Below are 14,581 nucleotides of genomic sequence, written 5' to 3'. Positions count from 1 at the left end.
CAGCGCGGACAGCGCGACGGTGACCGCGGCCGGGTCACCGGCGGCGTCGGCGACCCGGGTGCGGGCGGCGGCCAGCCGGTCCAGCCCGGCCAGCGCCCGCGCGCGGCACTCCCGGTCACCGATCGCCGCGATCCGCTCCCGCAGGTGTTCCTGCGCGGCGAAGCCCTGCGGCAGGTCGAAGTCCCAGCGCAGCAGCCCTCGCTCGACGAGCTGCGCGAGCAGCAGGAACCCCTCCTCGGCGCGACGCACGCCGGTCTGCCCGTCGCGCACCAGGTCGTCGACGACGTCCCGGGCCGGGCGGGTGCCGTCGCACCGGCACAGCGCGGTCGACTCGCTCAGCGACACCGGTTCCGGGCGCTGGGCGGGCCGGTGCACGACCCGGCCCTCCAGGTGGACGTGCGGCGCCCGGACCGGGGCCAGCCACTGCCGGACCTGCGGGTCGGCGGCCAGCCGGTCCGCGTACGCGGCGAGCGCCCAGTGTTCGAGGTGGACGGCGCGGTGACGGAGCAGTCCGGGGCCGGGCACGGCGGTGACGCCGGGCGCACCCGGTGCCACGGTGCCCCAGCACACCGGCCCGAAGAAGCCGATGGTCTCGCACTTGGCGACGTAGCGCTGCCAGTACCCGGCGACGACGTTCTCCCGACCCCGGCGGCGCACGTTGCGGGCTGCGTCCGGGCCGTCGCGGAGCAGCCCGTCGAGCGCCACCAGCGCCTCCGGGTTCTGCCAGGCGACGGCCTCGCGGAACAGCGGGTCGGCGGCGATCCCGCACAGCGCCGCCGAGGACGCCCGGACGGCGGTGGCGTACGCGGTGGTGAAAGCCGTCTCGTCCAGCTCGCCCGACAGGTGCCGGTCGGCGGCGTCGGCGCAGTCCGGCGCGGCGAACCGGTCCAGTCCGTCGGCGGGGAACCCGGCACTGCGCAGCAGCACGTCCCGCCATACCGACCAGCCGGTGTCGCCGAGGGGGACCAGGTACGTCACCGCGGCTCCTCCTCCACCACCGGGCGGCGCTGGACCCGCTGGCGGCGCAGCGCGCCCCGGCGCGCGGCCCGCTCCACCGCCTCGTCCTCGGCGTCCTCCCCCGGCGCGCTGATGCTGTCCAGGTGCGCGGCGAGCGCGCGGACGGTCGGGTGGTGGAACAGGTCCACGACCCGCAGGTTCGTGCCGAGCAGCCGGTTGAGCTGCCGTTGCACGACTGCGACCGCCAGCGAGCCGCCGCCGACGTCGAAGAAGCTGTCCGTCGCGGCCACCTCCGGTACGCCGAGCACGTCGCACCAGACCGAGGCGATCCGCCGCTCGGTGGCGGTGGCCGGGCGGGCGGCGGGCACACCGGCGCGGCCTCCGGCCCGGTTCACCCGGGCGGCCCGGGTCACGTCGGCGGCCGTTCCGGCCGGGACGGCGGTCCAGGCGGGCAGCTCGGCCACCGGCCGCTCCGGGTCGGCGGCGCCGGCCCGCAGCAACCGCTCGACGTCGGTGAGCACGTCGGTGATCAGGGCCTCGCCGTAGACGTCCGGGTTGAAGACGATCTCCACGCGCAGCCGCCCGTCCCGGGTGACGCCGTAGAGCGTGAGGTCGAACGGCGAGCCGGGCGCGGGCACCGGCACCGGTTCGGCGGCCGGCCCGGCCAGGTCCAGCCGGGGCTCGTCGAACGTGTACATGTTGAACAGCACCTGCACCAGCGGGCTGCGGTCGAGCAGGCCGCCCAGCCCGAGGCCGCCGACGATGCGTTCGACAGGTGCCTCCGGGTGGGCGAGCGCGGCGAGCAGTTCCTCCCAGGCGGCGCGGACGTGCGCGGCGAAGCCGGCCCCGGGCGTCCGGCGCAGCCGCAGCGGCGCGATCTCGATGAAGAAGCCGACCATCTGTTCGAAGTCGGCGGCCCGCCGGTCCACCGTGGGGGTGCCGATCACCAGGTCGGGCAGGCCGGTACGCCGGGCCAGCACCAGCGCGAACGCGGCGAGTACGGCGGCCGCGGGGGTCGCGCCGAGCCCGGCGGCGAGGTCGGTGAGCGCGGCAGTGGCGGCCCGGTCCAGCCGGGTGCGCACCGTCGCGCTGGTATACGTCTGTTCGGCCGGCCGGTCCCGTCCACCGGGCAGTCGCAGCACCACAGGTGCCCCGGTCAGGTGGTCCAGCCACCAGTCGAGGTCGGCGGCGGCGCGGCGCCGGGCACGGTCGGCGCGCCAGGCCACGTAGTCGCCGTACGTGGCGGGCAGCGGCGGCAGCGGCGGCCCGTCCCCGAGCGCGGCCCGGTACGCGGCGGCCAGATCGGCGTAGAACAGCGACTGCGACCAGCCGTCGAACACGGCGTGGTGGGCGTAGACGGCCAGCACGTGCTCGTCGTCGCCGGTGCGGATCAGCTCGGCCCGCCACAGCGTGTCGGTGCCCAGCGCGAACGGCGTGGCGGCGCTCGCCGCGAGGTGGCCGGCGAGATCCGTGCCCGGGGCGAGGTCGCGTACCGGCAGCGGCACCGGTGTGGACGGGTCGGCGACCGCGTACGGCACGCCGTCGCGCTCCGGGATGCGCCAGCGCAGGATCTGCTGGCGGTCCGCGACGGCGGTGAGCGCCGTGGCGAGCGCCGCCACGTCGAGCGGGCCGGTGAGCCGTTCGGCGAACGCGACGTTGTACGCCGAGGCGGCGGCCGGGAAGTAGCGGCCGAGGAACCACAGCCGCTGCTGCGCCGGGGACAGCGCCGGTGGCCGTCCCCTGACGGCGGCGTCGGCCGGTCCGGCTCCGGCGGCGGCGTCGGCGCGGGCGGCGATGCCGCGTGGCGTCCGCCCGACCAGCACGTCCTCGATGGCGAGGTCGCGACCCAGCCGCTCGCGCAGGTCGGCGACCAGCCGCATCGCGGTGATCGAGTGCCCGCCCTGGTGGAAGAAGTCGTCGTCGCGGCCGACCGCGGGCACGTCCAGCAGCGCCGCCCACGCCTGCGCGACGAGACGCTCGGTGTCGGTGGCGGGCGGCTCGCCGGACGGCACGGGAGCCGGTCCGGCGACGTCGAGCGCGGCCAGCCGATCGGTGTCGATCTTGCCGTTGATGGTGATCGGCAGCGCGGGCATGGTGTGCATCCGGGCCGGTACGGCGGCGGGCGGCAGCAGCCGGGCGCAGTAGTCGCGCACCTCGGCAGCGTCCAGGCCGGTCGCCACGTACGCGACGAGTTCCTGACCGCCGGCGCCGGCGCGGACCTGGACGCTGGCCAGGTCGACGTCCGGGTGGCGGCGCAGCACCGCCTCGACCTCGCCCAGTTCGATCCGCTGCCCGCGGATCTTCACCTGCCGGTCGGCCCGGCCGAGGAACTCCAGGCTCCCGTCCGGCAGCCACCGGGCCAGGTCGCCGGTGCGGTAGAGCCGCTCCCCCGGCTTGCCGGAGAACGGGTCCGGGAGGAACCGTGCCGCCGTGCGGGCGGCGTCGAAGAGGTATCCGCGGCCGAGCCCGGGACCACCGGCGAGCACCTCGCCGATCTCCCCCGGGCCGACCTCGCGCAGCTCGTCGTCGACCAGGTGGATGCGGTGGTTGGCGGCGGGCCGGCCGATCGGGATGGGCCGGGTCCACTCGCCGCTGCCCTCGAACCAGGTCACCAGCACCGTCGCCTCGGTCGGGCCGTACACGCTGATGAAGCGGCGCCCGCCGGCGGTCCAGCGGCCGACCTGTTCCGGGCCGGTGGCCTCGCCGCCGGTGATGACCAGCCGCACGCCGGGCAGCCGGGCCGGGTCCAGCAGCGGCAGGATCGGCGGCGGCAGCACCACCACGTCGACTGCCTGCTCGGCACAGATCCGGTAGAGCCGGGTCGGGTCGGCCCGCTCGGCGTCACCGGCGAGCACGACCGTGCCCCCGGCGGCGAGCGGGGCGAGCATGTCGACCACCGACGCGTCGAACCCGATCGAGGCGAACGCCAGGCACCGGGTCGCCGTGTCGAACCCGGAGAACTCCGCGATCGAGGTGACCTTCTCGGTCAGCGCCCGGTGCTCGATCACCGCACCCTTCGGTTGCCCGGTCGACCCGGACGTGAACATCGCGTACGCCGTGGTGGCGAGCGTCGCCGGGGTCGGCTGCCAGGGCGCGGTGCCGGTGGGGACGGCCAGCACGGTGCGGCCGGTGAACGCCTCGGCGGCGGACGTACCCACGACGACGCGCAGCCGGGCCTCGGCGGCCAGCTCCCGCAACCGGCCGGCCGGCAGCGCCGGGTCGAGCGGGACGTACCCGGCGCCGACCGCCTGCACGCCGAGCAGCGCGACCACCAGGTCCGGGCGACGGTCCACGCAGACGCCGACGAGGTCGTCCGCGCCGATGCCGTGGGCGCGCAGCGACACGGCGAGCGCGGCGGCCCGGCCGGCCAGGCCGGCGTAGCTGAGCGTCAGGTCGCCCTGCACCACGGCCGGCGCGCCGGGACGCCGCCGGGCGTGCGCGGCGACCAGGTCGGGCAGGCACACCTGCGGGTAGGGCAGCTCGGGACCGGTCATCGTCGTGCCTCGATCCAGTGCCGGGTCCGCCGGAACGGGTAGCCGGGCAGCGGCACCCGCCGGCCCTGCGGCACGGCCAGGTCGGCACCGGCACGCCAGGCGCGGACTGCCTCGTCGCCGCCGACCGGGTAGCCGGCCGCGAGCGCGGTCAACCCGGCCACCGCCTCACCGGCGTCGGCGCAGGCGACCGCGTCCCGGTACGCCAGCCGCCGCCGTCCCACCGCGAGCGTGTGCGCCACGTCGGCCACCGCCAGGTCGCCGTCGGCCAGCCGGACGGCCAGCCGCCGGGCCAGCTCCCGCAGCGCCGCCGGGCTGCCCGCGGACAGTCCCAGCACCACCGGGCCGGGTGCCCCGGCGTCCGGCGCGTCCGTCGCGGGCGCGGGCTCGACGAGCACGTGCGCGTTGGTGCCGCCGAGACCGAACGAGCTGACGCCCGCGCGCCGCTCCCCGGCCCACGGCCGGGTCTGCGCGTCCACCTCGGCGCCCGCGGCGGCCAGGTCGATGTCGTCGTGCGCGGCGGTGAAGTGCGCGGTACCCGGCACCTGCCCGGTGCGGACCGCGTACACGGCCTTGATCAGGGAGATCACGCCCGCCGCGGCGTCCAGGTTGCCGAGGTTGCCCTTCACCGAGCCGAGCAGCAGCGGAGCGCGGACGCCCCGGCGTACCCGGGCCAGCGCGTCCACCTCGATCGCGTCGCCCACCGGGGTGCCGGTGCCGTGACCCTCCAGGTAGCCCACGTCGGCCGCGTCCCAGCCGACCGACGCCAGCGCCTCCGCCATCACCGCCGCCTGGCCGGACACGCCCGGCACGGTGAAGCCGGGCCGGTCGGCGCCGTCGTTGTTCACCGCCCACCCGGCGAGCACGGCGTACACGTGGTCGCCGTCGGCGCGGGCGTCGGCGAGCCGCTTCAGCACCACCGTCCCGGCGCCGTTGCCGAACACCTGCCCGGTGGCGGCGGCGTCGTACGGCCGGCACACCCCGTCGGTGGCCAGCAGCCCGCCCGGCCGCAGCCGGTACCCGGCCTGCCGGGTGGACACCACCGCCGCGCCGCCCGCTATCGCCACGTCGCAGCGGTAGTCCAGCAGGCTCTGCCCGGCCTGGCACACCGCGACGAGCGCTGTCGAGCAGGCGGTCTGGACCGCCACGGCCGGGCCGGACAGCCCCAGCGCGAACGCGGTCCGCGTCGGCAGGTAGTCGCAGCCCGAGCCGGTGAGCGCGTCGTCCCAGTCCTCGGCGAGGGTGCCCGCCGCCGGGGCCAGCGCGGGATTGCCCAGCAGATGGTGGTGCAGGTAGCGGTTGGGCGCGCATCCGGCGAACACGCCGATCTGGGCCGGGTCGCGGTCCGGGTCGATCGCGGCGTCCTCCAGGGCGTGCCAGGCGACCTCCAGGAACAGCCGGTGCTGCGGGTCGAGCAGCGCCGCCGCGGCGGCGGGGTAGCCGAACAGGTCCGCGTCGAAGCCGTCCAGGTCGTCGAGCCGCCCGAACGCCGGCACCCAGTCGGGGCTGGTGGGCGCGCCGTCACCGGCCGGGGTCCGGCGTACCGAGTCCACCCCGTCCAGGAGGTTGCGCCACAGCGTGGGCGCGTCGTCCGCGCCGGGCACCCGGCAGGACAGGCCCACCACCGCGATCCGGTCGTCCTCGCTCACGCCCGTCCCTCCCCGCCGCCGGCGGCCCGCGCGGCGGCGCGGCGGGCCATCCGGCGTCCGACCGCGGCCAGCCGGCCGTCCTCCGGTACGCCCGAAGCGTCCCCGGCCGTCCCCAGGTACGCGGCCAGCGCCGCCACGGTCGGGAACTCCACCAGCCGGGCCAGCGGCACCCGGCGGCCGAGGTGTTCCTCCAGGTATCCCTGCACCAGGGCGAGCTGGAGCGAGTGCCCGCCCGCCTCGAAGAAGTTCACCAGGCGGTCCACCGTGGGCAGTCCGAGCACCGTGCACCAGCCCGCCGCGATGGTCTGCTCGACCGGCCCGGACGGCGGTCCCCCGGGGGTCGGCTGCCCAGCGTGCGACCCTCCGGCGTCCGGGCGGCCGGCGTCCGGGTCGGGCAGGGCGGCCTGGTCGAGCTTGCCGGTCGGCCCGATCGGCAGCTCCGGCACCGCCACCACCGCCCGGGGCACCATGAAGTCCGGCAGCACGGCGGCCAGCCGTTCCCGCAGCGGTCCCGGCTCGACGACCGTCCCGGCGGCGCCGACCACGTACGCGACGATCTCCTGCTCGCCCGAACCGGACGCACCGCGTCGCGCCACCACCGCCGCGTGGGCCACGCCGGGCAGCGCCGCCAGGCAGGCCTCGATCTCGCCCAGCTCCACCCGGTAGCCGCGGATCTTCACCATCCGGTCGCCGCGGCCCAGGTAGACGAGCATGCCGTCGGGCAGCCGCCGCGCGATGTCACCGGTCCGGTACGCGCGCACCCCGTCGTGCTCGGTGAACCGGGCCGCGGTCAGCTCCGGCAGGCCCAGGTATCCGAGCGCGACGTGCGGGGTCCGCACGACCACCTCGCCGGTGAGGCAGGCGGGACGTCCGGCCGGGTCGGTCAGCACCACCTCGACGCCCGGCAGCGGATGCCCGATCGGTACGACTGCGCGCCCCGGGTCGGCGTCCGGCGGCAGGTGGTGCTGCGCGGCGAAGCTGATCTCGGTGGTGCCGTACCCGTTGACGAACACCACGCCCGGCGCGAACGACCGCCGGGCCAGCGCCACGTCGTGCCGGGTGACCTCCTCGCCGCCGAGGACGACAGCGCGGACCGACGGCAGCCGCCCGTGCTCGCCGAGGCTCGCCACCACGTACCGGAAGACGGTGGGGGTGGAGTGGTAGACGGTAACGCCCCGGTCGGCGAGCGCGCCGGTGAGGTGGCCGAGGCCGTGCGTGCGGACGTCGACCGGGACGGCGGCGGCGCCGGACAGCAGCGCGCTGAACGTGTCGGTGACCGCCATGTCGTAGCCGAACGAGGTGAGCACGCTCGTGCGGTCGTCCGGCCGGACGGCGAAGTTGCGGACGTGGTTGCGGACGCCGAACAGCACGTTGCGGTGGCTCTGCACCACGCCCTTCGGCTTCCCGGTGGACCCGGAGGTGTAGAGCACGTACGCCGGGTCGTCCGGGCGCGCGGGCCCGGCCGGCACCGGCACGCCGGGCTCGCCCCGGCGCAACGACACGACCGGCAGGCCGGGCAGCCCGGCGTCGGCCGCGAGCGCGGCGGCCCGCCCTTCGTGGCCGGGGTCCGCGACGATCGCCCGGACGCCTGCGTCGCGCAACATCGCGGCCAGCCGGGCCGCCGGGTACGCCGGGTCCAGCGGCACGTACGGCGACCCCGACGCCAGCGCCGCCAGGATGCCGGTGATCGTGGCGACGCCGTGGCGGCACAGCACCGCCACCGGCGCCGTGACGTCACCCGGCCCGGCCAGCGCTTCGGCGGTCGCGGCGACTGCCGCGCCGAGGTCCCGGTAGGTCACCGTCGCGTCGTCGGCGAGCACCGCCGGCCGTTGCGGGTACGCCCGCACCGCCGCGGCGAACGCGGCCGGGATGGTGTCGCCGCGCACCCGGCCGGCCTCGGTGCCGTCGCCGCCGTGCAGCCGCCACAGGTCCGGGGCGGGACGCCGCTCGTACCGGGCCGACGGCAGCACCCCCGCCGACGAGGCGTCCGGATCCAGCGTGGACAGGAACTCGGCCAGGTCGGCACGGAGGTCGTCGGCGTACGCGGCGGGCAGCCCCGACACGGTGACGGCGGCCAGGTCGGGGCGCACCTCGACGGTCGCGTCGACCGGGTGGTCCGGCGGCGCCGGGCACAACGACCGGCACAACTCCCGGATCGGCGCGTCGGCGGTCAGGTCGAGCGTCAATGGGTCGTCGCCGTGCCGCAGCGTCACCACAGGGGATCCGGTGTACCGGCGTACCACCAGGGCGGTGGCGGTGAGGACGACGGCGGCCGGGTCGACGCCCGTGGCGCGCGCCCGGGCGGCGAGCCGCGGCGGCAGGCCGAGCGGCTGCGGAGACGGGCTCACCGCTGGTCCAGGACGGCGGCGACCACGTCGGCGAGCGTGGACACCTCGGCGTCGGCCTCGGCGATCCGGAAGTCGTCGCAGTAGCTGCCGGTGCCGTGCACCACGATCTCGTGCCCGGCCGGCACCAGGCCCCGGTCGACGGCGTTGCAGACGCCGGTCAGCGCCATCAGGATCGACCACTCCCGCAGCCGGGCCGGGTCCTCGGGCAGCGTCAGACCGGCGTTGGCGAGCCACTGCCGGGCGACCGGGTAGCGCCGCACGCACTCGCGCCGCGACACCACGATGCCGTCGCCGCCGTGCCGCCGCACGAGCGCGTTCATGGCCGGGGAGGTCACCGGGCGGTGGGTGTAGAACGTCGGGTCGAGCACCTCGGCCGGGTCGTCGGTGACGGCCGGGAAGCGCAGGTCGGCGTCCTGCGTCCAGACGCCCCGGCTCTCGTCGAGCGTGTACGCCGGGCAGTGGTCCCGCTCGAACGAGCCGTGACGCAGGCTGAGCACCATGTCCGGAGTGCCGAGGTGCTGCACGAGCAGGAAACCGGGCCGGCCGGCCGGGTCGGCGTCACCGGCCGCCTCCAGCACGTCGCGGCCCAGGTTGTAGCCGAGCAGGCCGAACGCGCTGGACACGGCGTGCGCGTGCCAGCGGGAACCGGTGGCCGGCGACACGTCGGCCTCGAACGCGGCCCGGGCGGCGTCGGCGACCAGGTAGTTGCGCAGGTCAAGCGTGTACCAGAGGGTGACGCCGTGCTTGTCGTACGCGGTGGCGGCGTACTCGTCGACGAACGCGCGGCCGAGCGCCTTCACGCCCTCCGGGTCCGCGCCGGTGTACCGCAGCAGCGGGTTCACCGCACGGGTCGCGGGATCGGCGGCGAGCGCGTCGTGGCGGAACTTGTGCCGGGTCGCCGCCGGCGCCAGCACCACGATGGACAGCTGCTCCGGGGTCACCAGCCCGGCCGCGTACGCGCGGGCCACCGAGTCGCGCAGCGCGACGCCCTTGTTGCCGGAGGTCGGCGTGACGATGCACAGCCGCTCGCCGGTACGCCGGATGTGCTCCACCGCCCGGGCGACGATCACCATCGAGGCGAACGTCTTCGTGGTCCGGGTACCCGGATTGGCGGTCAGGTCGAGCATCGTCAGGTTGTGCCCGCCGTAGTGGCCCAGCGGGGACCAGCCGACCGTGGCGGCGGCGTAGAACTCGCGTACCGCGGGGGTCAGCTCGGGCAGGTCGAAGCCGGGCGCGAAGCCGGGTGTGCCGGGCGCGTCGCCGGGGACCGCGCCGCACCGGCGCACCGCCGACGCGATGACGTCGTAGTAGTCGGTGATCATGTTGCGGGTGGCCGGGGTGGTCACGGTCATCGGGCTTCCTCCAACACACTCCGGGCCGGCGCCGGCGGCACCGTTCGCAGATGGTCACGCAGGGCGGTGAACCGGCAGGCGATCTCGGGCAGCTCGCTCGCGTGCCAGCCGCCGGCCAGGTCCGGCCGGTACGGCGCCAGCGCCGCCCGGGCGCGCTCCGGGTAGCGGACGTGGCCGCCGCCGACCTCGACGCCGTCGCGGCGCCCGGCGGCGGTGTTCCAGGCGACCGCCTGCGCCACCGGCAGCTCGGCCGGCAGCCGCAGCTCGGTCCGGCCGCCGGTGAGCCGGACCGGATAGCCGCCCGGCAGTCCCAGTGGCCCGGGCAGGCTCGCCGTCACCTCGTCGCCGGTGGCGAGCGCCGCCACCAGGGCGGCCCCGGCGTGCCCGGCGAGCGCGTTCAGCTCCGGCCGGGGCAGCGCACGGTAGCCGGCGAGCAGCCCGGTGACGTCCGGGACGGGCCGGCCGTCCAGCCAGGCGCGTACCTCGGCGGTGTCCTCGTCGTCCGGGCCGGGCGCGGCGAGGTGGGCGTGGTGGCCGAGCACCGCCAGACGGCGCTGGCCGGGACGGCCGAGCGCGGCGTCCAGGCATGCGGCGAGCGTCGCCACGTTGCCGATGCCGCAGCGCACCGGCAGGTCCCGCGCGGCGAGCAGCGGGTTGACCGCGTCCGGGAACGCGCCGTTGACGAGTGTGGCGCCGGGCGCGCCGCCGGTCAGCGCGGCGGCCAGCCGGGACACCAGTTCGGCCTGCAACGCCAGCGTCACGCCGAAGCCGGCCGCGGCGATCAGGTCCGTCCATGCCGACGGCGCCGCCGCCCGCTCGTACGGCGACTGCGCGGACGCGGCGCAGACCAGCACGTCGGGCCGGAGCCGGGCCATCGAGGCGGCGTCGGCGGCGTACCCCTCCCCCGGGTCGGCGCCGGGTCCGGCGGTGAACGGCCGGGCGGTGACGGCGACGGGGGTTCCGGCGACTGTGGCGCGCACCCGCGCGGCGCGGGCGAGCGCGTGCGCCGCGTCCGGGTCGCGGGCCAGGACCGTCACGCGCAGCGGCACCGGGACGGGCGTCGCGGCCAGGGCGTGGCACAGCGAGCGGGCCAGCCGGCCGGCGCCCACCACGACGACGTGCCGCGCGTCAGCGGACCGGGCTGACATCGCGTCCCGCCTCCGTGACCCGGTCGACCCAGTCGGCGAACGACCCGGCGCGCAGGCAGCTCGCCGGGGACACCTCCAGCCCGGCCATCTCCCGTACCCGCAGCGCCATCCGCAGCGCGGTCAGCGAGTGCCCGCCGAGGGCGACGAACGTGTCGTCGTCGTGCACCGCGTCGACGCCGAGCGTGGCCCGCCACGCCTCGCGCAGCCGGTCGGTGAGGGCGCCGCCACCGGGTTCCGCCGCGACCCCGGTAGGCCGGGGCGGCGGCGGTGGCAGCTCCAGCCGCGCGACCTTGCCGTTGGGCAGGCGGGGCAGCCGGTCGACCAGGACGATCTGGTCCGGGCGCATCGCGGGCGGCAGCGCCGAGGCCAGGTAGCCCTGGAGCAGCCCGGTGGTCAGCAGGTGGTCGGCGGGCTCGTCCCGGGGCGTCGCCGCCGGTGGCGGGTCCTGCGGCCGTACGGCGTAGACGTAGCTGACGTCGGCGTCCGCGCCGACGTTCCAGTCGCCGATGTCGTGCACCTCGAACCCGGCCGCGCACAGCAGCTCGCGCACCCGAGGGGTGGTCACGCTGCTGCGCTCGACCTCCAGGCAGACCTGCCGGATGCGGGGCCAGTGCTCGGGGCGCAGCCCGCGCAGCACGCTCAGCTCGGCGCCCTCGGTGTTAATCTTCAACAGGTCGACGCGGTCCAGCCCGAAGCGGTCCAGCAGGTCCGACAGCGTCACCGTCGGCACCACATGCGCCACCGGGGCGAGGCGGCGGCGGGCGTCCGCGAGGAGCGCCGCCTGCTCGGTCTCGTCGGCGTCGCCGCCGCCGTGACGGTAGTGCGACCGGACCAGGTCGGAGGCGGCGCCGGCCCGGTCGGCGCCGAGGCCGGACAGATAGCTCAGCTCGGGGAACGAGGTCAGCTCGGCGGTGCCCGCCGCGTCGGTCACGGCGGCCTCGACGACAGACGCGGACCCGGCGTAGAGGCCGAGGTTGGCGCGCAGGTACGGCAGCGTGTCCGGGTTCGGCTCGACCGCCACCAGCCGCACGTCGCGCGCCTGCCGGGACGCCCAGAGCGAGAACAGCCCGATGTTGGCGCCGACGTCGAGGACCACGGCGCCGTCGCCGACGCGGACGTCGAAACGGGCGTACTCGGCCTGGTCGAAGATCTGCCGGTAGAGGAAGACCGCCTCGTCCGGCGACGCCGCGGTGACCGCCATGCCGTTGGGTAGCGGGAACCGCGGCAGCCCGCCGACCGCCGGGGCCTGCCGGGGCTGCGGCACGACGTAGCCGACCAGGCGGGGGCCGTCGTCGGTGTCCGGGACCGTCACCACCACCGCGTCGTGCACGGCCGGATGCTCGCGCAGCACGGCCGCCACCTCGCCCGGCTCCACCCGGACCCCCCGGATCTTGACCTGGTCGTCGGCCCGGCCGCGGAACTCCAGGAAGCCCTGCGGCGCGATCCGCACCAGGTCACCGGTGCGGTAGAGCCGCGCGCCCGGCCGCGCCGGGTCGGGGCGGAAACGTTCCGCCGTCCGCTCGTCGTCGCGCAGGTAGCCCAGCCCGACCGCGACCCCGCCGATCCACAGCTCGCCGGTCCCGCCCTCGGGCACCGGGCGCAGGTCGTCGTCGAGCACGTGGGCGGTGACGCCGCCGATGATCCGGCCGATCGGGGCGATGCTGCCCGCGTACGGCTCGGCGCAGTCCCAGTAGGACACGTTGATCGAGGTCTCGCTCGGGCCGTACCCGTTGAACACCCCGCACGGCAGCACCTCGCGCAGCCGCCGGACCAGCCGCATGTCCAGCGCCTCGCCGCCGCACAGCACCCGCCGCAGCGTGAGGCAGCCGGCGAACTCCGGCTCGTCGAGCACGTGCCGCAACATGGTCGGTACGAAGTGCGCGGTGGTGACCGCCTCCCGCTGGATCAGCCGGACCAGCCCGAGGCTGTCGAACTGCAGGCCCGGCCCGGCGACGACCACGGCGCCGCCCGCGATCAGCGGGGAGAGGATCTCGTGCACCGACGCGTCGAACCCGATCGACGCCTTGTGCAGCACCCGGTCGTCGGCGGCGAAGCCGAACCGGTCGTGACCCCAGGCCAGCCGGTTGACCAGCCCGGCGTGGTGCAGCACGACACCCTTGGGCCGGCCGGTGGAGCCGGAGGTGAACAGCACGAGCGCGGCGTGCTCCCCCGGCGGCAGCCAGCCGGTGCGATCGGTCAGGTCGGCCGTCGACCCGGCCCGCGCGGTACGCACGTCCCGCCACCCGGTGGACGCGGGCGCGGCGACGGCGGGCGGACGGTCGGCGTACAGGACGAGCCGGGGCGCGGCCGCGGCGAGCATCTGCTCGGCCCGTCCGGAGGGCAGCTCGGGGTCGATCGGCACCGCCACCGCGCCCACCGCGAGGGTCGCCAGCAACGACGTCACGTGGTCGGCGGACCGGTGCAGGTACAGGCCCACCAGGTCACCCGGCCGCACGCGGGCGCGGCGCAGCAGCTCGGCCGTCGCGCCGACCCGCTCCCACAGCGCGGTGTAGCTCAGCTCGCCGTCCGGGCCGACGATCGCGGGCCGGTCGCCGTCGGCGCCGGCGGGCCGGTGCACCAGGTCGGTCAGGTAGCGGGGGCCGGTCAGGTGGCGCGGGCCGGTCACGGCGCTACCTGCGTCCTCGTCGCGACCGCGACGATCGCCATCCGGGGCACCTCGGCCACGAACTGCCCGTCGGCCCGGTAGACCAGCGGACGGGCCGGCACGTCGTCGCGGCCGAGCCCGGCGAGGTAGCCGGTGTGGTCGAAGTGGCGGGTCAGCAGCCGCCACACCTCGTCGTCGGTGAGCGTGGCGAAGTAGTCGCGCACGCCGTACATGTCGCCGAGGTAGTCGCGCATGCCCGCGGACGCGGACTCGGCGCTGTCGGCGCGCACGATCAGCGGGTCGTACAGGTCGACGACGCGTACCGGCAGCCCGGCCGCGGTGAACAGGCCGGTCAGCTCCGCGCGGCTGAAGTGCCGGTAGTCGTGGCCGCCGGCGGCGTGCGGGTGCACCACCTCGCCGAAGAACCCGGCCATCGGGCTGGACTCGTCGAAGTCGTGCAACACGATCCGGCCGCCGGGCCGGACCACCCGGGCCGCCTCCGCCACCGCCTGCGGCCGCCGGGCCGCCGGGATGTGGTGCGTGCCGTACGCCAGCAGCACCGCGTCCACGCCGGCGTCGCGCAGAAACAGGAAGTGCGCGGCCTGGCGGACGGCGGGCAGGCCGTGGGCGAGCGCCTTGTCGACCATGTGGCCGGACAGGTCGCCGGTGATGAACGCCAGTTTGGACTCGAAGCAGGCGGACTGGCTGCTCGCGGCGCGGGCCACAGTGCCGTCGCCGCCGAGCACGTCGAGGATGAGCGTGACCGGGGCGGCGGCGTCCGGGGTGGCGAGGTCCAGCAGCCGCCGCATGCCGGTCCAGCGGACGAGCGTGTCCCGCTGGGCCCGGCGGTAGGAATCGCCCCGGCCGGTGGAGTCGGTGTCGAACTCGCTGACCGTGCCGGCCAGTTCCGCAAGGGCCTCGTCCGCGCCGGGACGGCCGAAGTCGAGCAGCTCGCGCAGTTGCGGGTGGAGGGTCGCCACGGTGTGCAGGTAATCGCGCAGGACCAGAGACGGAAGGTACGGCCGGCTCAT

The 14,581-nt window shown here is 76.6% G+C and carries 8 protein-coding genes (1 of these 8 running past the window's edge); all 8 read right to left on the bottom strand.

Annotated elements, in window-relative coordinates:
• Tightly spaced (each overlapping or abutting the next), the 8 genes in view from CLT75_RS04465 to CLT75_RS04430 form a layout consistent with a single transcriptional unit that may run on beyond the window.
• On the bottom strand, positions 1 to 978 hold the 5' portion of the coding sequence (locus CLT75_RS04465; RefSeq protein WP_135239608.1) for a lantibiotic dehydratase. It extends 1,338 nt beyond the left edge of the window; only the first 978 of its 2,316 coding nucleotides appear in the window; it begins with the start codon at positions 976 to 978; its stop codon lies beyond the left edge, outside the window.
• Positions 975 to 4,451 carry a non-ribosomal peptide synthetase gene (locus tag CLT75_RS04460; RefSeq protein WP_135239607.1) on the bottom strand — a complete coding sequence of 1,159 codons (3,477 nt, stop codon included), beginning with the start codon at positions 4,449 to 4,451 and terminating at the stop codon, positions 975 to 977. The genes CLT75_RS04465 and CLT75_RS04460 overlap by 4 nt, the downstream gene beginning before the upstream one ends.
• Entirely contained in the window at positions 4,448 to 6,097 is a 1,650-nt protein-coding gene (locus tag CLT75_RS04455; protein ID WP_135239606.1) for a polyketide synthase, read from the bottom strand. The genes CLT75_RS04460 and CLT75_RS04455 overlap by 4 nt, the downstream gene beginning before the upstream one ends.
• On the bottom strand, positions 6,094 to 8,445 hold the full coding sequence (locus CLT75_RS04450; protein WP_135239605.1) for an amino acid adenylation domain-containing protein: 2,352 nt from the start codon (positions 8,443 to 8,445) through the stop codon (positions 6,094 to 6,096). The genes CLT75_RS04455 and CLT75_RS04450 overlap by 4 nt, the downstream gene beginning before the upstream one ends.
• Positions 8,442 to 9,797, bottom strand: coding sequence for a DUF6002 family protein (locus CLT75_RS04445; RefSeq protein WP_135239604.1), 1,356 nt, complete (start codon positions 9,795 to 9,797; stop codon positions 8,442 to 8,444). The genes CLT75_RS04450 and CLT75_RS04445 overlap by 4 nt, the downstream gene beginning before the upstream one ends.
• Positions 9,794 to 10,945 carry a potassium transporter TrkA gene (locus CLT75_RS04440; RefSeq protein ID WP_135239603.1) on the bottom strand — a complete coding sequence of 384 codons (1,152 nt, stop codon included), beginning with the start codon at positions 10,943 to 10,945 and terminating at the stop codon, positions 9,794 to 9,796. The genes CLT75_RS04445 and CLT75_RS04440 overlap by 4 nt, the downstream gene beginning before the upstream one ends.
• Complete coding sequence (locus CLT75_RS04435; RefSeq protein ID WP_486485058.1) at positions 10,926 to 13,571, bottom strand: amino acid adenylation domain-containing protein; 2,646 nt, start codon at positions 13,569 to 13,571, stop codon at positions 10,926 to 10,928. The genes CLT75_RS04440 and CLT75_RS04435 overlap by 20 nt, the downstream gene beginning before the upstream one ends.
• Entirely contained in the window at positions 13,568 to 14,581 is a 1,014-nt protein-coding gene (locus CLT75_RS04430; RefSeq protein WP_135239602.1) for a class I SAM-dependent methyltransferase, read from the bottom strand. The genes CLT75_RS04435 and CLT75_RS04430 overlap by 4 nt, the downstream gene beginning before the upstream one ends.

This window comes from Micromonospora sp. CNZ285 (assembly GCF_004637285.1).
Note: the sequence above shows the minus strand (reverse complement) of the source record. Positions and strands in the feature narration are given on the sequence as shown.